Source organism: Amycolatopsis acidicola (genome assembly GCF_007713735.2).
GTDB lineage: Bacteria > Actinomycetota > Actinomycetes > Mycobacteriales > Pseudonocardiaceae > Amycolatopsis_E > Amycolatopsis_E acidicola.
The window spans coordinates 51014-71328 of the sequence record NZ_VMNW02000036.1 but is presented as its reverse complement, the minus strand read 5'-3'; the positions used below and the strand labels follow the sequence as shown (position 1 = coordinate 71328).

The following is a 20315-nucleotide window of genomic DNA, read 5'->3' as shown; positions in this document are numbered from 1 at the left end:
CGTCAGGAATAGGGGATGAGTTTCGCGGCGACCGGCACGTTCGGGTCGGTCGAGTTCTCGCAGATCACGAACTCCAGCGGGAACCGGCCGGCCGAGGAGATCCACTGCCCGCCGACGATCGGGGTGGCCACGACGTTGGGCACCGGGCCGGTTCCCCAGGCGACCGGCCCGATCGAGCTGTCGGTCTTGAGCGTGCTGGTGGTTTTCGCCAGCCCTGCCTTGTCTTTCGGGTTCGGCGTGGCTTTCAGCGCCGCGACCGCGACGTCGAACAGTGCCATGCTCGGCCCGAGCTGCTGGTTCCATTGTTTGCCCGTGGCCGCCGTGTAGCCGTCGCCGAGCTGTTGCGCGGTCAGATTGGTGACGGAGGATTTGTACGGCCACGTCGGCGCCCAGTAGGTGCCGCCCGCGAGGTTGATTCCCAACGGCCCCAACGCTTCCACCTGTGAGGCGAACAAGCCGGTCTTGGCGATCTGCGCGATTTTCGGTTTGTACCCCTGTTGCGCCGCCTGCTGCCAGAAGGTCGCGAAGTCGGGTGGAATCGGGAAGGTGTTGAAGATTTCGCAGTTCTCCGCCTTGAAGCGGGCGATCTGCGAGGTGTAGTCGTTGGTGCCATCGGTGTAGGCGCCCGGGTCGACGATGGTGTAGCCGGACTGCGTCAGCAGGGGGCCGAGCGACTGGCGGATGGCGTTGCCGTCGGCGTCGTTGGGCCACATGACGCCGACCTTCTTGTTCGTCGGCACCTGCGGCCACAGCGTCGCGTAGGTCTTGTGGAACTGTTCGACGCCGAACGAGAAGTGGTAGGTGAACTTGAACGGTGACGACTGGCCCTCCTTGGCGCCGCGGCCGAAATACCAGGCCTCCCAAGGGGTGTTGGTGGAGATGCAGGGCACGCCGGCGGCTTCGCAGGCATCCGAGGCGGGGTTCACGGTCTCCGGTGTGGAGGTCGCGAGCACGAGGTCGACACCGTTGGAGTTGATGAGGTCGTTGGTGACCTGGGCGCTGCGCTGGGGATTGGACTGGCTGTCCTTGTCGACGATCTCGACGGCGTAGTTCTTGCCGCCCAGCTGCAGTCCGTTCGCGAAAGCCTTGCGTACCAAGTCGAGCACGTAGCCGTCCGGCTCGCCGAAACCAGCAGTCGACCCGGTACGCGGGCTGACGAACCCGATCGTCAGCTTGTCGCCGCCCGGGGAATTCCCCAGTCCCGAGGAGCAGCCGGCCAGTGCCAATCCGGCCAGGCCGGCCCCGGCCTGTCGCAGGAACGCCCGTCTCGAGGCAGCTGGCATCGGCACGGCGGCACCTCCGTCTTCGCAGGTGACTTCGAGGCCGTGGAGCATTGCGCCAGGGGTCCGGACTGTCAATACTTCGGTTCGAGTATGCGGAACCCGTAATGTGCTCGAAGCCCGGATCGGGGGTCGACGATGGCCACACCGGAACCGAATCCGCGCGGTCAGTCCCAGTCGCTCGAACGCGGCCTCGCGATCCTGGCTTCGTTCGGGGAAAACCGGCCGGTGCTGGGCGCGGTGGAGCTGGCGCGCGCGGTCGGGCTCAACAAGAGCACGACGCACCGCTACCTCTCGACGCTGACGAATCTCGGCTACCTGCAACAGGATCCGTGCACCCGGAAGTACCGGCTCGGGCCGCGGGTGGTCGATCTCGGGTTCGCGGCGATCAACTCGATGGAGATCACCAGGGTCGCCGCCCCCCATCTGCAGGCGCTGTCCGACGAGACGGGTTACGCGGTGAGCATGGCCGTGCTCGACGGCACCGAGATCCTCTACATCCAGCGCTGCCGCAGCGCGCGCGAGGACCGGTTCGGCATCGACCTCAACCTGCACGTGGGTTCGCGGCTGCCGGTGTACTGCACGGCGATGGGCAAGGTGCTGCTCGCCCATACGGACGGCGACCAGTTGCGCGTGTTGCTCGACAGGATCGATCTCGCGCGCCGGGGCCCCAAGACGCTCACGGCGCGCGAGGCCTTGCTCGCGGCGCTGAACCGCGTGCGGCAGACCGGATTGGCTGTCAACGACGAGGAGCTGGCGCCCGGGCTGCGCTCACTCGCCGTCCCCGTGCGCGACGGGTTCGGCGACGTGATCGCGGCCGTCAACATCGCCGTGCACCTGTCCATCTGGCACGCGTCGATGGACTCCATCGTGCGCAGGCTGGAAACCTCGTTGCGGCGCACCGCGGGCGAGATCTCGCACCGGATGGGTTATTCGGCCAGCGAGCGCAGATAACTCCATTCCAGGAATCGCTCGACCCCGCGCACGACGTGGGCGCTGCGAATGGACGGGAAGATATCGAACGCGTGTTGCGCACCGGGCAGTTCCGCGTACGCCACCGGATTCGGGGACGCTTCCCGCAACCGCCGGACGAATTCGCGCGCTTCCCGCACCGGAACCATCGTGTCGCGCTGCCCGTGGATCACGAAGAACGGCGGCGCCTTGTCATTCACGCGGTCCAGCGGGGACGCCGCGATGTACTCGTCGAGGTGCGCCACGGGGTCCTTGCCCACGACGTAGCGCGCCAGCAAAGTCTTCAGCCGGAACTCGCTCGCGGGCGATCCGCTGGTGGCCGCGAAGTCGTATACGCCGTAGTGCGGCGCGCAGGCCTGGATCGTGGTGTCCGCTTCGGCGAACCCCGGCTGCAGCGAAGCGTCGTTCGCCGTCAGCGCGAGCAGCGCGGCCAGGTGCCCGCCCGCGGAACCACCGGTGGCGGCGAGGAACGTCGGGTCGCCGCCGTACTCGCCGATGTTGTCCCGGATCCACGCGACCGCCCGCTTGACCGCCACGATGTGCTCCGGCCAGCGTGCCCGCGGGGAGAGCGGGTAGTTGATCGCCACGCACACCCAGCCCCGCCGCGCCATGTGCTCCATCAGCGGGATGCCCTGGTGGTCCTTGCTGTCGACCATCCACGCGCCGCCGTGCACCTGCAGCAGCACCGGCCTGCCCTCGACCGGCTCCTGCGGGCGGTAGATGTCCATCAGGAACCGCTTGCCGCCGGGCGCGTACGCGAGGTTCCGGTCGCGGCGGACAGCCGGGTCGCGCATCCGGAACGGCATGACCAGCTGCCCCCACGGGGTCGCCAGGTCGTTCGGGTCCGGCGGGCGGGAGAGATCCTCGACGTAGCGCGGGCCGAGCGCCTCCGCGAGCGCGTCCTCGACCTTGCCGCGCGCCCGCTGCGAGTCGACGATCAGCTTGCCGAGCCCGGCGGCCGACAGCGCCGACAAGCCGAGCGCGACGCGATCCGCCCGGCTGCGCGCGCCGTGCCGCGCGAGGTGCGCCGCGGTGTCGGCAGCCGTGAGCGCCAGCAGGTGTGGCGCCAGTTCTCCGGTGAGCCAGCCCGCGAAGAACGCCGGGATCGCTGCTCTTTCACCGGGCACCGGCCGCAGCGCGTTCGCGGTCAGAGCCAGCTGGATCGCCCGACGGGTGAGGAAACGCGGTCGCATACTCCCGATCGTAACGATCTGTCCTACCCTGGGAAGGTGCAACCGCTCAGTGGCCTCGACGCGAGTTTTCTGTACCTGGAAACGCCTTCGCAGGTGCTGCACATCTGCGGGCTGCTCACCCTGGACGCGTCCACGATGCCCGGCGGCTATTCCTTCGGCGAGTTCCGCCGCAGGCTCTCCGAGCGGATCGCGGAAATCCCGGAATTCCGCCGGAAACTGCACAATTCCCCGGCGAACCTGCTGCATCCGGTCTGGGTGGAGGACCCGGATTTCGACGTGACGCGGCATCTGCACCGGGTGGCCGTGCCGGCGCCGGGCGGCCGTGAGGAGCTCGCCGAGCTGTGCGCGCATTTCGCCGGCCAGCCGCTGGACCGCGCGCGTCCGCTGTGGGAGATGTACGTCATCGAGGGGCTCCCGGACGACGGGGTGGCGGTGCTGCTGAAGATGCACCACGCCACCGCGGACGGCGCGGCGGGCGCGAACCTGATCGCGTACCTCTGCGGGCTGGAGCCCGATTCGCTGCTGCCGCTGCCGGACGCGGCCGAGAACCCCGAGCCGCCGAGCCACCTCGACCTGTTGCGCAGCAGCATCACGTCGCTGGCGAAGCGCCCGGTCGAGCTGGCGAAGCTGTTGCCGGACCTGGTGAGCATGGCCCCGGAGTGGGTCGGCCGCGCGCTCAAGCGCAGCGGGATGCCGGTGCCGTTCACCGCGCCGCGCACGTCGTTCAACCGCACCATCACGGGCCTGCGCACGGTCGCCTACACCAGCCTGGACCTGGACGAGATCAAACGGGTCAAGAACGCGTTCGGCGTGACGGTGAACGACGTGGTGCTGGCGTTGTGCGCGGGCGCGCTGCGGCGCTACCTGGAGGAGCGGGGCGAGCTGCCGGGCCAGCCGCTCGTGGCGACGGTGCCGGTGTCGACGCAGGACCGCACGGAGAACGGCCACGGCAGTAACCAGGTCTCGGCGTTCTTCGCGTCGCTGCCCACGCAGCTGGCCGATCCCGCGGCGCGCGTGTACGCGATCGCGGAGAGCAACAGGCTGGCGAAGGAGCACCACTTCAGCCTGAAGCCGGACATGCTGCGTGACTGGGCGCAGTTCGCCGCGCCGCGGCTGTTCGGGCTGGCCGTGCGCGCCTACTCCGGCCTGCGGCTGGCGGAGAAGCATCCGGTGGTGCACAACCTCGTGATCTCCAACGTGCCCGGCCCGCCGACGCCGCTGTACCTGCTGGGCGCGCGGATCGAGGGGCTGTATCCGCTGGGCCCGGTGTTCCACGGCGCGGGGCTGAACGTGACGGTCATCTCGAACGCCGGGCGGGTCGACGTCGGCCTGCTGGGTGCACGAGAACTCGTTCCAGAACTCTGGCCGCTCGCCGACGCGGTCACGGCGGAGATGGCCGAACTTCTCCAGGTGGCCGACGGGCTTGCCTGACGCTGCTCACTCGACTAAGACTAGAACAGGTTTCAGTCTTAGCTTGAGGAGCCCGTGTGGACTTCACCCTCGACGAGACCCGGCAGGACATCGCCGGCCTGACTTCGGGCCTGCTCAGCCGGGAGGTCGATTTCGAGCGCCCTGCCGGCGCGCGGGGTTACGACGAGCAGGTCTGGCATGCGCTGGGCAAAGCCGGGCTGCTCTCGTTGGCCCTGCCCGAAGACCTCGGCGGCGACGGCCTGGGCATCGGCGAGATCGCGACAGTGCTTACCGAGCTCGGCCGTGCCGCCGCGCCCGTGCCGGCGCTGACGCTCGCGCTCGGCCTGCTGCCGCTGGACAGGCTCGGCACGCCTGATCAGCGCGCCTGGCTGCTGCCCGACGTCGCGACCGGGGACGCCCTGGTCACGGCCGCGTTGAACGAGCCGTCGGCACCGCTGACCACCGAACCCAAGACGCGCGCGGTGGCCGAGAACGGTTCATGGCTGCTCACCGGCGTGAAAACGCAGGTGCCCTACGCGAGCGCGGCGACGAGGGTGCTCGTCCCGGCGGCCGTGCCCGGCGGCGTGGGCGTGTTCCTGGTGGACCCGCACGCCGAGGGCGTCACGGTCACCGAGACGTCGCTGCGGCTGGACGGGGTCTTCGTCAGCGAGGCCGACCAACTGCAGGGCGTCGACGCGCTCGGCACGATGCACCGGTTCGCCGTCGCGGGAGCCGTCGCGCTCGGCGACGGCGCGCTGGCCGGGGCGCTCGCGCTGACCAAGGAGCACATCGGCACGCGCGAGCAGTTCGGGCGTCCCCTGGCGACGTTCCAGGCCGTGGCGCAGCAGATCGCCGACGTGTATATCGCTTCGCGCACCGTGCACCTCGCCGCGCTGTCGGCGGTGTGGCGGCTGTCCTCGGGCCTCGACCCGGAGCCGGACCTGGGCATCGCGGCGTACTGGTTCGCCGAGGAGGCGCCCAAGGCGCTGGCCATCTGCCACCACCTGCACGGCGGGCTCGGCGTGGACGTCACGTACCCGCTGCACCGGTACTACGCGCTGATCAAGGAGCTGAGCGCATGGATATCGAACTGACGCCGGCGCAGCGCGAGCTGCGTGCCGAGCTGCGCCAGTACTTCAGCGGGCTGATGACCGCCGAAGAACGGCGGGAGATGGTGCGCCAGCGGCACGGCGAGGTGCACCGCCGGGTCGTGCGGCGGATGGGCGAGGACGGCTGGCTCGGCGTCGGCTGGCCGGAGGAGTACGGCGGCCGCGGGTTCGGCGATCTCGAACAGCACATCTTCGTCGACGAGGCCGCCCGCGCCGACGTGCAGCTGCCCTCGGTCACGCTGCAGACCGTCGGCCCGACGTTGCAGGCATTCGGCACGGAGAAGCAGAAAAAGCTGTTCCTGCCGAAAATCCTGGCCGGGGAAGTGCATTTCGCGATCGGCTACAGCGAGCCCGAGGCCGGCACGGATCTCGCCGCCCTGCGCACCACGGCGGTACGCGACGGTGATTCGTACCTCGTGAGCGGGCAGAAGATCTTCACCACCGGCGGCCACGACGCGGACTACATCTGGCTGGCCGTGCGCACGGATCCGGAGGCGCCCAAGCACAAGGGCATCTCGATCCTGATCATGGACACCCGCGACCCCGGCTACTCGTGGACGCCGATCATCACCTGCGACGGCGCGCACCACGTCAACGCCACCTACTACTCCGACGTACGCGTGCCCGCGGACATGTTGGTGGGTAAGGAGAACGAGGGCTGGAAGCTGATCACCACGCAGCTCAACCACGAGCGCGTGATGCTCGGCCCGGCCGGTCGCATCGCCGGAATGGCCGATCGGGTGCGCGCCTGGGCCGAGGCGCGTGAGCTGCTCGACCAGCCCGACGTGCGCGCCGCGCTGCGCGAGACCGACGCGACGGTGCGGATCAACGAGCTGCTCAACTGGCAGGTCGCTTCGGTGCCACCGGGTTCGCCGGTCGACATCGCGGACGCGTCGGCGACGAAGATCTTCGGCTCCGAGCGGATCCAGCGGATCGGCAGGCTGCTGGAGGACGTCGTCGCGCGGCACGGTGATCCGGCGGACCCGGAGACGGCGGAGCTGGCGGAGTGGCTGGACGTGCAGGCGCGGCGGAATCTGGTGCTGACCTTCGGCGGTGGGGTGAACGAAGTGCAACGGGAGTTGATCGCGATGTTCGGGTTGAAGCTGCCGAGGGTGCCGCGATGACGATCGAGGAACAGGTCGAACAGGTCGCCGCCCGGGGCGAGTCTTCGCCCCGCCTGGCGCGGGATCCGGTGAACCCGGCCATGGTCAACAACTGGCTGGAAGCCATTGGTGACAACAATCCCCGCTACGTCGAGCGCGGTGAGGCGCCGCCGGCGATGGCGCAGGTGTGGACGATGGGCGGGCTGCACTACGAGCGCGCCGAGGACGATCCGCTCGGCGCGATGATGCTGATCATGGACGAGGCCGGGTTCACTTCCGTCGTCGCCACGAACTCGGAGCAGAACTACTACCGGTACCTGAAGAACGGCGAACACGTCTCGGCCACGACGAAACTCGAGGACGTCGTCGGTCCGAAAAGGACGGCGCTGGGCGAGGGCTGGTTCATCACCACGAAAACCACCTGGCGCGTCGGCGACGAGGTGGTCGCCGACATGCTGTTCCGGGTGCTGAAGTTCAAGCCCGCGCCCAAACCGTCCACGGCGGGCACGCTGCGGCCGGTGATCAGCAAGGACACCGAGTTCTTCTGGGAGGGCACGAAAGCGGGCGAGCTGCGGATCCAGAGCTGGGACGGGACGCTGCGGCATCCGCCCGGCCCGATGCCGCCGGACCTCGACACCGACACGAAGCCCGGGTACGTCGTGGCCAGCGGCCGCGGCAAGGTCTACAGCTACATCGTGCACCACCGGCCCGCGGTGCCCGGCAAGCAGCTGCCGTTCGTCATCGCGCTGGTGGAGCTGGAAGAGGGGGTGCGGATGCTCGGCGAGGTCGTCGACGTGACCAGTGTCCACATCGGACAGGAAGTGCGGGCGGCGTTCGTGGAGATCGACGAGGACCTCACGCTTCCGGTCTGGCAGGTGGTGTCATGATCGGCACCCGGCTGCCGCCGCTGAGTATCGAGGTCACGCCGACGTTCGTGATCTCCTCCGCGCTGGCCACCCGTGACTTCCAGGACGTGCACCACGACCGCGACGCGGCGGTCCAGCGCGGGTCCAAGGACATCTTCCTGAACATCCTCACCGACACCGGCCTGGTGCAGCGGTTCGTGACCGACTGGGCGGGCCCGGAGGCGCTGGTGCGTTCGATCAAGATCAAGCTCGGGGTGCCCTGCTACGCCTACGACACGCTGAACTTCTCCGGCGAGGTCGTGGAGCAACGCGAGGGCGAGGTGATCGTCAAGGTCTCCGGTACCTGCAGCCTCGGCGAGCACGTGTCGGGCACCGTCGTCGTCGGGGGTGTGGCATGAGCCTGTCCGGCAAGGCCGCCATCGCGGGCGTCGGCGCGACGGAGTTCTCCAAGGACTCCGGGCGCAGCGAACTGCGGCTGGCGGCGGAATCCGTGCTCGCCGCGCTGACCGACGCGGGCCTCAAACCGTCCGATGTGGACGGACTGGTGTCGTTCACGATGGACACCAACAGCGAGATCTCGGTGGCGCGCGAACTCGGCATCCCGGAGCTGACGTTCTTCAGCCGCATCCACTACGGCGGCGGCGCGGCCGCGGCCACGGTGCAGCAGGCGGCGATGGCCGTGGCGACCGGCGTCGCCGATGTCGTCGTGGCGTACCGGGCCTTCAACGAACGCTCCGGGATGCGGTTCGGCCAGGTGTCCAACGCGGCCGCGCAGCAGGTCAATTCTTCGGGCGTGGACAACAGTTTCCACTACCCGATGGGCCTGGCGACCCCGGCCGCCACGGTGGCGATGGTGGCCCAGCGCTACCTGCATGAGTACGGCGCGACGACCGAGGACTTCGGCCGGGTGGCCGTCGTGGACCGCAAGCACGCGGCGACGAACCCGAACGCCTGGTTCTACGGCAAGCCGATCACCCTGGAGGACCACCAGTCCTCGCGCTGGATCGCGGAACCGTTGCGGCTGCTGGACTGCTGCCAGGAAACCGACGGCGGGGTCGCGTTCGTGATCACCAGCGTCGAGCGGGCGCGTGACCTGCCGAGGCCGCCCGCGGTGATCAACGCCGCGGCCCAGGGCAGCGGGCCGGACCAGTACATCATGACCAGCTACTACCGCGACGACCTCGCGGCGCTGCCGGAGATGGGCGTGGTCGGGCGGCAGCTGTGGGGCCAGTCCGGGATCGGCCCGTCCGATGTGGATGTCGCCGTGCTGTATGACCATTTCACCCCGTATGTGCTGATGCAGCTGGAGGAACTCGGTTTCTGCGGCCGTGGCGAGGCGAAGGACTTCATCTCGGGCGGCACGCTGGAGCTGGACGGGAAGCTGCCGCTCAACCCGCACGGCGGCCAGCTCGGCGAGGCGTACGTGCACGGGATGAACGGCATCGCCGAGGGGGTGCGGCAGGTGCGCGGCACGGCGGTGAACCAGGTGTCGAAGGTCGACAACGTGCTGGTCACCGCCGGCACGGGTGTCCCAACCAGTGGACTGGTGCTGGCCCGCGACCTCGTGTGAGCGGGGTTTCACCTGCATGACGGCTAGCCTGCCCGCGCTCTTTGGGCAACCGTTGTCCGTATGAACATCCCGGCCTCGGTCGCGTGGAGCCTCACGATCGTGTTCGCGCTGCTGGCCGTGCCCAGCGTGTACCGGCTGGTGCGGCTCGCGGGGCCGGGGCTGGATCCGGACATCCGGCAGATGGACGTCGCCGAGCTGCTGATGATCGCGGCAATGGTCGCGATGGTTTCGCCGCTGGGCGGGCCCATTCCGGCGGCAGGCTGGCAGGCGATCTTCGCGCTGACCGCGGGCTGGTTCTTCGTCGCGGCGTTGCGCGGCAGGCGTTGCTGCGCCGTGCACCACCTGATCTCGGCGGTCGCGATGCTGTACATGATCACCGCGATGCCGAGGCACGGGATGGACCACGGGCCCTGGCTCACGATGTCGGAGATGCCGGGCAGGCTGGCGTGGCCCGCGCTGGCCGTGCTGGGCGTGGCCTACTTCGCTTTCGACGCAACGCGTTCGGGCTTCGCCGCGGTGCGCTTCGTCCGTGGCGTGCCGGCGCGGGAGGCGCTCACCGCCCGGCCCATCTACCGTGCGGCGATGGGCGCGGGGATGGCGTACATGCTGGTCGCGGCGCTGTAGCTACTTGCTGACCAGTACGGCGTCGGAGAGCACCGGCGCGTTCCGGTCGATCGAACTCGTCGAGACGAGCAAACGCTTGCCGTCGCGCCATACCGCGGTGCGGAGCGTCTCCCCGGGCAGCACGATGCCCGCGAAGCGCGCGGAGAACGATTCCACCTGCGTCACGTCGGCGTCCAGCAACGCGTCCGTTACGGCCTTCGCCACGACGCCGTACGTGCAGAGGCCGTGCAGGATCGGCACGTCGAACCCGGCCGCGCGGGCGAACTCCGGGTCGGCGTGGAGGGGGTTGCGGTCGCCGCACAGCCGGTACAGCAGCGCCTGCTGGGGGAGCGTCGGCGTCTCGATCACCTCGTCGGGCTCGCGGTCCGGCAGCTCGACCTTGTCCGAACTTCCGCGCTCGCCGCCGAACCCGCCTTCCCCGCGGGCGAAGATACTCGACCGCTCCGTCCACAGTGGACTTCCGTCGGCGCCGGTCACCTCGGTCTCGGTGATGATCACGGCCGCCTTGCCCTTGTCCTGCACGTCGACGACCTTGGTGCGCCCGGCCGCCTTGCCCTCGACAGGGATCGGCCGGTGCGTGGTGATCGCCTGCGTGCCGTGCACGACCTGGGCGAGGTCGATCTCGATGCCGGGGTAGGAGACGGCGGGCGGGTCGACGAGGTGCAGCTTCGACGCGACGGTGGCGAAGGTCGGCAGCACGCGGAGGTCGCGCTCGTAGGTGTAGCGCAGCTCCCGCTCGTCCGTCGGCCGCGCGCCCGCGCCGAGCGCGAGGTGGTAGAGCAGCACGTCGGAAGCGGACCAGGTGAAGGTCACGTCGCCGAGCTCGGCGCCGATGGCGAGGCCGGGGTCGATGGGCACGGGTGTTCTCCTACTCGTAGGTGACCGAAACCTCGTCCGTCAGCGGCACCGACTGGCAGCCCAGCACGATGCCCTCGGCGATGTCCTCGGAATCCAGGATTTCGTTGTTCAGCATCTTCACTTCGCCGGAGACGATCCGGCAGGCGCAGGCGCTGCACTGCCCTTCGCGGCAGGAGTAGGGCGCGTCCAGGCCCTTCTCCAGGAGGAAGTCGAGCAGCTTCCGGTTACGGGGCCAGCTGAACTCGTGCTGCTCCCCGTCGAGGTCGACGCGCAGTGCCGTGGTCTCGTCCTCGTTGTCCGCCGGTTCGTCGTCGTCGGCGGGCTCGGCAATCTCGGCCAGCTCCGTTTCGGCGGGCCCGGTGTCGAACGGATTCCCGCCGAGCGACACGAACTTCTCGAGGTGCACGCGTTTGCGCTCCATCCCGAGGTCCTTGAGGGCCTGGCGGGCGGCGGCCATGAACGGCGCCGGGCCGCACAGGAACGCTTCGAACCCGGTGAACGGGGTGGCCAGCGCCTTGAGCTGCTCCACCGTGGGCAGGCCCTGCACGCTCTCCAGCCAGTGCTGCACGACCAGCCTGTCCGGATGCTCGCGCGACAGGGCCGAAAGCTCATCGCGGAAGATCACGGACTCCTCGTCGCGGTTCGCGTACACGAGCACGATCCGGCCGCTTCCCTTGCGCAAGGCGGTTTTGAGGATCGACATGACGGGCGTGATCCCGCTGCCGCCCGCGAAGAGCAGGAGGTCCTCGTCGAAGTCCGCCGGCGTGAACACCCCGGCGGGCGGGAGTACGTCGACCGTCGCGCCGGCCTGGACGTTGTCACAGATCCAGTTCGAGCCGTAGCCGCCGTCGGTGCGCTTCACGGTGACTTTGAGCCGGGTGCCCTCGTGCGGCGCGCTCGACAGCGAGTAGCACCGTGCCGCCGTGCCCACCCGGAGGGTGAGGAATTGGCCCGGCCGGTACTGGAAGGCCTCCTCCTGCTCCGGCGCGATCTCGAACACGACGGACCGGGCGTCGGCGGTCTCGGCGATCACCTCGGCCACGGTGAGCGTGTGCACGTCACTCATCCAGTTCCCCGAACTCCCCGTTCCGCACCGCCTTGGCGATGCTCACCGTCAACCGTTCACAGGTGTCCAGCAAGGCAGTGTGCTCCCCGGCGGCGGCCGCCTCCGCGAACACGGGGCAGCTGCTCGCCGCGTCGGTGGTCCACTGGATGCTGGTGTGCTTGTGGCTGTTCTTCTTGACCAGGACGCAGGTTCCGCAGTCGGAGCAGGTGTGCGGCCGCAGGCCCGCGGACAGGAACTCGCTGCGCTCGGTGGCCGTCATTCTGTACCTCCGAGGCCTCGGCGCGCTGCGGGGTTGTGCTGTGCTGTGGCGGCGTGGTCTGGCGTGGTAGTGCGCTGGGCGGCTGCTGCGGCGGCGTGGCCTGGCGCAGTAGTGCGCTGGGTGGCTGCGGCGCGGTCTGCTGCGGTGGTGCGCTCGGCCGCTGTGGCGGTGCGGTCTCGCGCGGCGGTGTGTCCCGGTGCGGAGGTGCCCTTGGCTCCTGTGGCGGCGCGGTCTGGCGCGGTGGTGCCCTGGGCTGCTGCGCCTGCGGTGCGGTCTGGCGCAGTGGTGCGCCCGGCCGCTGCGGCGGCACGGTCCCGCGCGGCGGCGTGGTCCGGCGCGGTGGTGCGCTCGGCTCCTGCTGCGACGCGGTCCGGCGTCGAGGTGTGTCCCGGCGCGGAGGTGCGTTGTGCCGTAGCGGTGCGGCCCGCTGCGGCGGACCGGCAGGGGCGCCGGGCCGGGGCCGGGATGGGGCTCCATCCCGGCCCAGCACCGCTTCCCGGGTTGCGCCGCGCGGCCAGCCTCGTCGCGGTGCTCCTCCCCGGGATGGTTCGTGCGCTTCGCCGCGTGCGCAGGCCCGTCCCGGTGCCGCGCCCCGGATCCCGTCCGTGCCGAAGCATCGTCAGACTCCCGCTTCCGCTTCTTCCTGCTGCCGCGCCAGGTTCTCGGCCACTTCCTGCTCCCAGGCCTCGTTCGCCTTGGTGGTGTCGACCTCGAACTCGAACCGGCGCGTCATGTCCTCGGTGACGTCTTCGACGTCCACGTAGAACTGGTCGTACCAGCGGCGCAGCTGGTAGACCGGGCCGTCCTCCTCGCACAGCAACGGGTTGTCGATCCGCGTCTTGTTGCGCCAGATCTCCACATCCTGCAGGAACCCGACGCCGATGCTCTTGGCGAACTTGCCGGCGATCTTGTCGGCCTGCTCGTCGGTGACCCCCGGCAGCTTCTTCACGCTCACGCCCCACTGCAGCACGAACGAAGTCGGCGAGACGGGGTAGTGGCAGTTGATCAGCACGTTCTCGATCTCGAAGCCCTGGAACGTGTTGAGCAGTTTGTTGATCATGTACGACGGCCCGAAGTACGAGGCCTCGGACCGCAGCAGGTTCTCCTCGCCGCCGTAGTTCGAGGCCATGCCGACGTCCGGCCTGCCCTTGGTGTTGAGGTACTGGGTGGCGACGTGGCCCTCGAACACGTTCTTGAAGTAGGTCGGGAACGCGTAGTGGATGTAGAAGAAGTGCGCCATGTCGACCATGTTGTCGACGATCTCGCGGCAGTTGGCGCCCTCGATCAGCACCGAGTCCCAGGTCCAGTTGCTCCACTCGCCGCTGAAGATCCCGTCGATGCGGGGGATCACCACGTCGTCCGGGGGCGGGTTGCCCTGCGGGTCGTACCAGACGAACAGCTGCTTGTTCTCCTCGAGGGTGAGCCACGCGCGGGTGCGTGCCCGCAGCGGAACCCTTTTGGCATAAGGGATCGAGACGCATTTGCCGTTGCCGCCCCAGCGCCAGTCGTGGAATGGGCAGGCGATCTCGTTGCCCTTGACGGTGCCCTGGGTCAGGTCGCCGCCCATGTGCCTGCAGTACCCGTCCAGCACGTTGATCTTGCCGTCCTCGCCATGGAACACCACGAGCTTGGTGCCGAAAGCGTTGATGGCGTGGGGTTTGCCGTCCTTGAACGTGTCGGCAAGGCCCAGGCAGTGCCAGCCGCGCGCGAACCGCTCCGGCGGAGCCCCCGCGTCGATCGTGCGGATTTCCGTCATCGTTGACCTCCAGTGCGATTCTGGCCAGCCAGGTGCAGCGCGGCAAGGTAGCCGAAAACCATCGCGGGCCCGATCGTGGCGCCCGGCCCGGCGTAGGTGTGCCCCATGACTGCCGAACTCGTGTTCCCCGCCGCGTACAGCCCGGTGATCACCGAGCCGTCCTCACGCAGCACGCGTGCGTGCACGTCCGTCCGCAGCCCGCCCTTCGTGCCGAGGTCGCCCGGCACGATCTTGACGGCGTAGAACGGCGCGACGTCGAGTGGGCCGAGGCTGGGATTGGGCTTGTTGCGCGGGTCGCCGTAGTAGTGGTCGTACGCGCTCTTCCCGCGATCGAAGTCCGCGTCGACGCCGGCGGCCGCGAACCCGTTGAAGCGATTCACAGTGCTGATCAACGACTCGGCGGGCACCCCGATGCGTTCCGCCAGCTCACCGAGCGAGCCCGCCTTCGCCGCGATGCCCGCCTTGAACCAGCGGCCGGGCATCTTCTGCCGCGGCCCGATGCCGGTGAACATGTAGCGGTTGCGGTAGCGCTGGTCGAACACCAGCCAGGTCGGGATGTGCTCGCCGGGACCATCGCCTGGCCCGTACATGGCGTGGACGGCCTCCACGTACGGCGCCGATTCGTTGACGAAGCGCTCGCCCTTCGCATCGACCATTAGGCAGCCGGGCCGCGACCGCTCCGCGAGCGCGAACCAGGGGCCGCCGGTGAGCGGGATCGACGGACCCCACCACGCGTCGTCCATCAGGTCCACCGCCGCGCCCAGCTTGAGCCCGGCGTTGATCGCGTCACCGGTGTTGGCTTCCGCCCCGACGGTCCAGTCGGTGCCGATGGGCTGCCGCTGGTACTTGGCGCGCATCTCCTCGTTGTGCTCGAACCCGCCGGCGGCGAGGATCACGCCGAGCCGCGCGTGCACCTCTGTCCCGTCCCCGGTGACGACGCCGGTGACCCGGTCGTCCTGGGTGATGAGATCGCTGAGCGGGGTGTTCAGCCACACCGGGACATTCGCCCGGACCAGCCCGGCGCGCAGCCCCGCGGCCAACGCCTGCCCCATCGACAGCTGGCGTTTGCCCGACAGCAGGTGCAGCCCCAGCCGCAGCATGCGCAGGAAGCCCTTGGGGTGCCGGGCGATCAGGCTCAGCCAGCGGTAGTCCGCCTGCGTGATCGGGACGCCCAGCGGTGGCGCGCTGTAGGGCGGTTCGAGGTTCTTGAGTTCGTCGCCGAGCAACTTGACGTTGAACGGCTTCGGCTCGACCGAACGCCCGCCGGGCCGTCCGCCCGGGGCCTCCGGGTGGTAGTCCGAGTAGTCCCGGACCCACTGGAGCCGCAGCGGGGTGTGCCGCTGCACGAACGAAACGACCTCGGGCCCGTTGTCGACGAACGCCTCACGCGATGCGGCGGGCACGACATCGCCCACGATCGCTTCGAGGTACTCCTTCGCCTTTTCCGGGGTGTCCTCGACCCCGGCGGCCTGGAGGACCTCGTTGTTGGGTATCCAGACTCCGCCGCCCGACCGAGCCGTGGACCCGCCGAATTTGGCGGCCTTCTCGATCACCACCACACTCAGACCCTGATGTGCGGCAGCGAGAGCGGCCGTCATCCCGGCGGCGCCGCTGCCCGCGACAACGACGTCGAACTGCTCCGCCATGCGACCTCCGGTGGAACGCGTTCCAGTGGAACGCCTGCCTGCTCGTAGCCTCTGCGGCCACCATAGACGAGAACGTGTTTCAGTTCTAGGGTGGACACCGTGGATCGACCAGTGGATGTCGTGGCACGAGGCCGCGACCTGGCCAGGGCCTGCGCGGTGAAAGACGCATCGGACGCAGGCGCCGAGGCATTCCCGCTGGACCGGTTCAGCGGGGCGCCAGCGGTCGCGAAAGCGGCGCCGTTGGCCGGCGAGACGGTGCCGTTCGGCGCCCGAGTGTGCGGCGCCCGAGTGTGCGGCGGCCGAGTGTGCGGCGGCCGAGTGTGCGGCGGCCGAGTGTGCGGCGGCCGAGCGTGCTGTGGCAGCGGGTCCGGGCGTCGTATGGGTGGCTGCAGTGCGGCTTATCCCAGAGTTGCCTCCTTTAGTGCGGCTTACGTTCGTGTGGTTGGTTCCAGCATGTCCCGCCTCTGCGCGGGCGGGGCTGATGTCTCGTGCGCTGGCGCGCCTGGCTGTTCTGGCGTGCCTGACCGTGGCGTGGCTAACCCTGGCGTGGCCGACCGTGGCGTGTTCGGCAGCGACATACCTGACCCTGGCGCGGTCGATTCTGGCGTGGTCGACCGTGGTGTGTCCGGTAGCGGCGCGCTGGACTCTGGCGCGCCTGGTCGGGGTGTGTGTCCGGGCGGCGGTGCCGCTGGCCCTGGTGTGCCGGATTCTGGTGTGTCCGACCGTGGCGTCTCCAGGGCTGGTGTGCGCGCTGGGGCGTCACCAGCGCCGGCGCGTCCGCGCGGCTGTTTCTCGCCCGCTGCGCCGTGCGTGAGCGTCGGCGCCGTGTTCACTGCTCCGTCGGGCTGGGTGACTGCCTGTCGTTGCTGCCGCGAAACCAACGCCACCCCTCCCGTGGCGCGTGAGCATGCGGCCGCGCGCATGGGAACCGTCGCAGTCCGGCGAAGGGTGTGGCGGCAGGAATCTGTTCCAGGTCGTATGCCATCGTGTTGAGGCCCGCTGACTGCGTGTTTTCCCGTCAAGAGACAGGGATCTCGCCAGCTCAAGGCGACAGGTGATGACAAAAACGAGAACGTGTTCTAGTCTTGTCGCTGTGAGTTCAGGTCTTACGAGGACGGGGCAGCGCCAATGAGCGAGCAGGACACCCAGGCAGTCATCGCGGGGGTCGACGAACTCCTGCCCGTCCTGCGGGAACGGGCCCAGGAGACCGAGGACAAGCGCCGGATCCCGGATGAGTCGATCAAGTCGTTGCAGGAAGTCGGTTTCTTCAAGCTCTTGCAGCCGAAGCCCTACGGTGGCTACGAAGCCGACCCGGTCACCTTCTACACGGCGGTGAAGAAGATCGCGAGCGCGTGCGGCTCCACCGGATGGGTGGCTTCCATCCTGGGCGTGCATCCTTGGCACCTGGGATTGTTCGAAGCCCAGGCGCAGCAGGACGTATGGGGCGACAACGTCGACACGCTGGTCTCGTCGTCGTACGCCCCGATGGGCAAGGCGACCGTGGTCGACGGTGGCTACCGGCTTTCCGGCCGGTGGAGCTTTTCGTCCGGATGTGACCACGGCACGTGGGTGCTGCTCGGTGGCCCGGCCTTCAAGGACGACAAGCCGGTCGACTTCTGCACCTACCTGCTGCCGATCTCGGACTACACCATCGTCGACGTCTGGGACACGGTGGGACTCCGCGGCACCGGCAGCAACGACATCGTGGTCGAGGACGTCTTCATCCCCCAACACCGGGCGCTCAGCTTCATGCTGACGTCCAAGTGCAAGACGCCGGGACAAGAGGTCAACCCCGGTCCGTTGTACCGGTTGCCTTACGGCTCAGTGCATCCGTCGACGATCACCGCGCCGATCATCGGCATGGCACAGGGTGCCTACGACGCGCACGTCGAGCACCAGCGCAAGCGGGTGCGGGCCGCCTATGCGGGAGAACAGTCCAAAGAGGATCCTTTCGCCAAGGTTCGGATTGCCGAAGCGGCAAGCGAAATCGATGCCGCGTGGCTGCAGCTGACGCACAACATCGACGAGCTGTACCAGCTGGCCTGCAAGGGTGAGAAGCTTCCTTTCGATACGCGCCTGCGGGTGCGGCGGGACCAGGTGCGCGGTACGGAACGCGCGATCGGCGCCGTGGACAGGCTTTTCGAGAACTCCGGAGGACGCGCGCTGAAGATGGGAACCCCCATTCAACGCTTCTGGCGGGACGCGCACGCAGGCCGAGTACATGCGGCGAACGACCCAGAGCGAGCCTACACGATGTTCGGTACCGGAGAGTTCGGTCTGCCCGTCGAGAACGCGATGGTGTGAATCATGACCGAAGGCAAGTACGCGCAGGTTCGTGACGATCTCCGGCTGCACTACCACGAAGTGGGCGCGGAACATCCCGAAACGGTGGTGCTGCTGCACGGCGGCGGGCCCGGCGCCTCGGCGTGGAGCAACTTTTCCCGCAATATCCCCGTTTTCGGCAAGACCTACCGCACGATCGCGGTGGACCAGCCGGGCTTCGGCCGCTCCGACAAACCGACCGACCACCCGCAGTACTTCAAGCACAGCGCGGACGCCGTGGTCGCGTTGCTGGACGAGCTGGGCATCGAAAAGGCCCACCTGGTGGGGAATTCGCTCGGTGGCGGCGCCGCCGTGCGGCTCGCGCTCGACCACCCGGACCGGGCAGGGCGGCTCGTGCTGATGGGTCCGGGCGGGCTGAGCGTGAACGTGTTCGCGCCGGATCCCACCGAGGGCGTGAAGAACCTGGGCAAGTTCGCCGCTCCTCCGGGGCCCAGCAAGGAAAAGCTCGAGGCCTTCCTGCGCGTGATGGTGTACGACCAGTCGCTGATCACAGACGAACTCGTCGAAGAGCGCTTCGCCGCGGCGAGCACGCCGGAGTCGCTCGCCGCGATGAAGGCGATGGGGCAGTCCTTCATGCACCCGGATACCGCCGAGCAGGGCCTGCTCTGGCGGGAAGCCCACCGGCTGCGCCAGCGGGTGCTGCTGATCTGGGGCCGGGAAGACCGGGTCAACCCGCTCGACGGCGCGCTGCTGGCGCTCAAGATGATCCCGCGCGCGCAGCTGCACGTGTTCGGCCGGTGCGGGCACTGGGCACAACTGGAGAAGTTCGACGAGTTCAACCGGCTTTCGCTGGAATTCCTCGGAGGTTCGTGATGGGCATCCGCTCGCTGGGTTACCTGCGCATCGAGGCCACGGACATGGCGAAGTGGCGCGAGTACGGGCTCAAGGTGCTCGGTATGGTCGAGGGCAAGGGCACCAACCCGGACGCGCTGTATCTGCGCATGGACGATTTCCCCGCCCGGCTGGTGATCTTCCCGGGTGAGGCGGACCGGCTCGCGCAGGCGGGCTGGGAGGTGGCCAACGCCGCGGAACTGGACGAGGTGCGCGGCCGGCTCGAGTCGAACGGCGTGCCGTACAAGGAGGGCACCGCCGAACAGCTCGCCGATCGCCGGGTGGTCGAAATGGTCACCTTCGAGGACCCGTCGGGGAACACCCTCGAGGTCTTCCACGGCGTCGCACTCGAGCACCGGCGCGTGGTCAGCCCGTACGGGCACCGCTTCGTGACCGAGGAGCAGGGACTCGGGCACGTCGTGCTGTCCACGCACGACGACGATGCCTCACTGCGCTTCTACCGCGACGTGCTCGGCTTCCGGCTGCGTGACTCGATGCGGCTGCCCCCGCAGATGGTCGGCCGCCCCGCGGACGGTGATCCGGCATGGCTGCGGTTCTTCGGGTGCAACCCGCGGCACCACAGCCTCGCCTTCCTGCCCATGCCGACCCCGAGCGGCATCGTGCACCTGATGGTCGAGGTCGAGAACACCGATGACGTCGGCCTGTGTCTCGACCGCGCCAAACGGCGCCAGGTGCCGATGTCGGCGACGCTGGGCAGGCACGTGAACGATCTGATGCTGTCCTTCTACATGAAGACCCCCGGTGGGTTCGATGTGGAGTTCGGATGTGAGGGCCGCCAGGTCGACGACGAGAGCTGGATAGCCCGCGAAAGCACCGCGGTCAGCCTGTGGGGCCACGACTTCAGCGTCGGGGCGGGGCAGTGATCCCGGAAGTGTCCGAAGTGGACACCGCCCGGTTCCGGCAGGCGCTCGGGCATTTCTGCACCGGCGTCACCGTGGTGGCGGCCCATGGCGACGAGGGACCGGTGGGCTTCGCCTGCCAGTCCTTCGCCGCGCTGTCGCTCGACCCGCCGCTGGTGTTGTTCTGCCCCAGCAGGGGTTCCCGGACCTGGCCGGTGATCGAGGCGACCGGTCGGTTCGCGGTCAGCGTACTGGCGGAGGAGCAGCGTGAGGTCAGCGCCGTGTTCGGTTCCCGCGGCGCGGACAAGTTCGGCGCCGTCGACTGGACGACGGCCCCGTCCGGTTCCCCGGTGCTCGCGGGTGCCCTCACCTGGGTGGACTGCGAGCTGGACGTGGTACACGAAGCCGGCGACCACTATGTCGCGGTCGGCAGGGTGACCTCGCTGGGCGATCCCTCCGGTGGCAAGCCGTTGCTGTTCTACCGTGGCCAGTACACGGGCACCGAGCCGCTGCGCAACGACTTGGCGCCGCTGCTCGCCTGGGCCGCGCCCGACGACTGGCTCTGACCC

Annotated in this window: 19 protein-coding genes; 12 read left to right on the top strand and 7 right to left on the bottom strand. The window is 68.9% G+C overall.

All coding sequences use genetic code 11. From position 1 onward, the window contains the following. Positions 1-2: 2 nt before the first annotated feature. Positions 3-1283 carry an ABC transporter substrate-binding protein gene (locus FPZ12_RS23315; protein ID WP_144747697.1) on the bottom strand — a complete coding sequence of 427 codons (1281 nt, stop codon included), beginning with the start codon at positions 1281-1283 and terminating at the stop codon, positions 3-5. A 135-nt stretch (positions 1284-1418) separates the two neighbouring features. Here FPZ12_RS23315 and FPZ12_RS23310 point away from each other — a divergent pair, with 135 nt between their 5' ends. Beyond that, positions 1419-2234, top strand: coding sequence for an IclR family transcriptional regulator (locus FPZ12_RS23310; RefSeq protein WP_144747698.1), 816 nt, complete (start codon positions 1419-1421; stop codon positions 2232-2234). On the opposite strand, the gene FPZ12_RS23305 is transcribed toward FPZ12_RS23310, so the two are convergent. Then, positions 2210-3445: an alpha/beta hydrolase gene (locus FPZ12_RS23305; RefSeq protein WP_144747699.1), complete on the bottom strand. Its 1236-nt coding sequence runs from the start codon at positions 3443-3445 to the stop codon at positions 2210-2212. The genes FPZ12_RS23310 and FPZ12_RS23305 overlap by 25 nt on opposite strands. Before the next feature lie 36 nt (positions 3446-3481). Here FPZ12_RS23305 and FPZ12_RS23300 point away from each other — a divergent pair, with 36 nt between their 5' ends. Genes FPZ12_RS23300 through FPZ12_RS23270 form a run of 7 tightly spaced genes read left to right on the top strand, consistent with a single transcriptional unit; the run spans position 3482 to position 10127 of the window. Beyond that, positions 3482-4876, top strand: a complete 1395-nt coding sequence (locus tag FPZ12_RS23300) for a WS/DGAT/MGAT family O-acyltransferase (protein ID WP_144747700.1) — start codon at positions 3482-3484, stop codon at positions 4874-4876. A 56-nt stretch (positions 4877-4932) separates the two neighbouring features. Then, positions 4933-5949 (top strand): acyl-CoA dehydrogenase family protein, encoded by a 1017-nt coding sequence (locus tag FPZ12_RS23295; RefSeq protein WP_144747701.1) that lies wholly within the window; start codon positions 4933-4935, stop codon positions 5947-5949. Beyond that, positions 5934-7088, top strand: coding sequence for an acyl-CoA dehydrogenase family protein (locus FPZ12_RS23290; protein ID WP_144747702.1), 1155 nt, complete (start codon positions 5934-5936; stop codon positions 7086-7088). Before FPZ12_RS23295 ends, FPZ12_RS23290 begins: the two co-directional genes overlap by 16 nt. After that, positions 7085-7954 (top strand): bifunctional MaoC family dehydratase N-terminal/OB-fold nucleic acid binding domain-containing protein, encoded by an 870-nt coding sequence (locus tag FPZ12_RS23285; protein ID WP_144747703.1) that lies wholly within the window; start codon positions 7085-7087, stop codon positions 7952-7954. The genes FPZ12_RS23290 and FPZ12_RS23285 overlap by 4 nt, the downstream gene beginning before the upstream one ends. Further along, a complete protein-coding gene (locus FPZ12_RS23280; RefSeq protein ID WP_144747704.1) occupies positions 7951-8331 on the top strand; it encodes a MaoC family dehydratase in 381 nt (126 codons plus the stop codon). The genes FPZ12_RS23285 and FPZ12_RS23280 overlap by 4 nt, the downstream gene beginning before the upstream one ends. Next, positions 8328-9503 (top strand): lipid-transfer protein, encoded by a 1176-nt coding sequence (locus FPZ12_RS23275; RefSeq protein ID WP_144747705.1) that lies wholly within the window; start codon positions 8328-8330, stop codon positions 9501-9503. Before FPZ12_RS23280 ends, FPZ12_RS23275 begins: the two co-directional genes overlap by 4 nt. Before the next feature lie 60 nt (positions 9504-9563). Next, positions 9564-10127, top strand: a complete 564-nt coding sequence (locus FPZ12_RS23270; RefSeq protein ID WP_144747706.1) for a DUF5134 domain-containing protein — start codon at positions 9564-9566, stop codon at positions 10125-10127. On the opposite strand, the gene FPZ12_RS23265 is transcribed toward FPZ12_RS23270, so the two are convergent. The 5 genes from FPZ12_RS23265 to kstD form a co-directional block, all read right to left on the bottom strand. Next, the gene (locus FPZ12_RS23265) at positions 10128-10985 is read right to left on the bottom strand and encodes a MaoC/PaaZ C-terminal domain-containing protein (RefSeq protein ID WP_144747707.1); all 858 of its coding nucleotides are present in this window, start codon (positions 10983-10985) and stop codon (positions 10128-10130) included. A 10-nt stretch (positions 10986-10995) separates the two neighbouring features. After that, positions 10996-12051, bottom strand: a complete 1056-nt coding sequence (locus tag FPZ12_RS23260) for a ferredoxin--NADP reductase (protein ID WP_144747708.1) — start codon at positions 12049-12051, stop codon at positions 10996-10998. Further along, complete coding sequence (locus FPZ12_RS23255) at positions 12044-12310, bottom strand: hypothetical protein (protein ID WP_144747709.1); 267 nt, start codon at positions 12308-12310, stop codon at positions 12044-12046. The genes FPZ12_RS23260 and FPZ12_RS23255 overlap by 8 nt, the downstream gene beginning before the upstream one ends. 619 nt (positions 12311-12929) lie before the next feature. After that, a complete protein-coding gene (locus FPZ12_RS23250) occupies positions 12930-14066 on the bottom strand; it encodes a 3-ketosteroid-9-alpha-monooxygenase, oxygenase component (RefSeq protein ID WP_144747710.1) in 1137 nt (378 codons plus the stop codon). After that, positions 14063-15712: a 3-oxosteroid 1-dehydrogenase gene (kstD, locus tag FPZ12_RS23245; RefSeq protein ID WP_144747711.1), complete on the bottom strand. Its 1650-nt coding sequence runs from the start codon at positions 15710-15712 to the stop codon at positions 14063-14065. The genes FPZ12_RS23250 and kstD overlap by 4 nt, the downstream gene beginning before the upstream one ends. Positions 15713-16840: 1128 nt before the next feature. Between kstD and hsaA the strand changes: the two genes are divergently transcribed. The 4 genes from hsaA to hsaB are packed head-to-tail and all read left to right on the top strand — an operon-like array spanning position 16841 to position 20312. Next, positions 16841-18016 carry a 3-hydroxy-9,10-secoandrosta-1,3,5(10)-triene-9,17-dione monooxygenase oxygenase subunit gene (gene hsaA / locus FPZ12_RS23240; protein ID WP_144747712.1) on the top strand — a complete coding sequence of 392 codons (1176 nt, stop codon included), beginning with the start codon at positions 16841-16843 and terminating at the stop codon, positions 18014-18016. A gap of 3 nt (positions 18017-18019) precedes the next feature. Continuing rightward, entirely contained in the window at positions 18020-18868 is an 849-nt protein-coding gene (gene hsaD, locus FPZ12_RS23235) for a 4,5:9,10-diseco-3-hydroxy-5,9,17-trioxoandrosta-1(10),2-diene-4-oate hydrolase (RefSeq protein ID WP_144747713.1), read from the top strand. Then, positions 18868-19770, top strand: coding sequence for an iron-dependent extradiol dioxygenase HsaC (gene hsaC / locus FPZ12_RS23230; RefSeq protein WP_144747714.1), 903 nt, complete (start codon positions 18868-18870; stop codon positions 19768-19770). The genes hsaD and hsaC overlap by 1 nt, the downstream gene beginning before the upstream one ends. After that, positions 19767-20312, top strand: a complete 546-nt coding sequence (gene hsaB / locus FPZ12_RS23225; protein WP_424923635.1) for a 3-hydroxy-9,10-secoandrosta-1,3,5(10)-triene-9,17-dione monooxygenase reductase subunit — start codon at positions 19767-19769, stop codon at positions 20310-20312. Before hsaC ends, hsaB begins: the two co-directional genes overlap by 4 nt. The last annotated feature ends 3 nt before the right edge of the window (positions 20313-20315 follow it).

What these genes read in the sequence shown, in the direction of transcription:
- FPZ12_RS23305 (WP_144747699.1), bottom strand. Translation starts at nt 3,445, where the DNA reads ATGCGACCGCGTTTCCTCACCCGTCGGGCGATCCAGCTGGCTCTGACC.
- hsaA (WP_144747712.1), top strand. Translation starts at nt 16,841, where the DNA reads ATGAGCGAGCAGGACACCCAGGCAGTCATCGCGGGGGTCGACGAACTC.
- hsaC (WP_144747714.1), top strand. Translation starts at nt 18,868, where the DNA reads ATGGGCATCCGCTCGCTGGGTTACCTGCGCATCGAGGCCACGGACATG.
- FPZ12_RS23275 (WP_144747705.1), top strand. Translation starts at nt 8,328, where the DNA reads ATGAGCCTGTCCGGCAAGGCCGCCATCGCGGGCGTCGGCGCGACGGAG.
- FPZ12_RS23315 (WP_144747697.1), bottom strand. Translation starts at nt 1,283, where the DNA reads ATGCCAGCTGCCTCGAGACGGGCGTTCCTGCGACAGGCCGGGGCCGGC.
- FPZ12_RS23260 (WP_144747708.1), bottom strand. Translation starts at nt 12,051, where the DNA reads ATGAGTGACGTGCACACGCTCACCGTGGCCGAGGTGATCGCCGAGACC.
- FPZ12_RS23310 (WP_144747698.1), top strand. Translation starts at nt 1,419, where the DNA reads ATGGCCACACCGGAACCGAATCCGCGCGGTCAGTCCCAGTCGCTCGAA.
- FPZ12_RS23255 (WP_144747709.1), bottom strand. Translation starts at nt 12,310, where the DNA reads ATGACGGCCACCGAGCGCAGCGAGTTCCTGTCCGCGGGCCTGCGGCCG.
- FPZ12_RS23250 (WP_144747710.1), bottom strand. Translation starts at nt 14,066, where the DNA reads ATGACGGAAATCCGCACGATCGACGCGGGGGCTCCGCCGGAGCGGTTC.
- hsaD (WP_144747713.1), top strand. Translation starts at nt 18,020, where the DNA reads ATGACCGAAGGCAAGTACGCGCAGGTTCGTGACGATCTCCGGCTGCAC.
- kstD (WP_144747711.1), bottom strand. Translation starts at nt 15,712, where the DNA reads ATGGCGGAGCAGTTCGACGTCGTTGTCGCGGGCAGCGGCGCCGCCGGG.
- FPZ12_RS23285 (WP_144747703.1), top strand. Translation starts at nt 7,085, where the DNA reads ATGACGATCGAGGAACAGGTCGAACAGGTCGCCGCCCGGGGCGAGTCT.
- FPZ12_RS23280 (WP_144747704.1), top strand. Translation starts at nt 7,951, where the DNA reads ATGATCGGCACCCGGCTGCCGCCGCTGAGTATCGAGGTCACGCCGACG.
- FPZ12_RS23290 (WP_144747702.1), top strand. Translation starts at nt 5,934, where the DNA reads ATGGATATCGAACTGACGCCGGCGCAGCGCGAGCTGCGTGCCGAGCTG.
- FPZ12_RS23270 (WP_144747706.1), top strand. Translation starts at nt 9,564, where the DNA reads ATGAACATCCCGGCCTCGGTCGCGTGGAGCCTCACGATCGTGTTCGCG.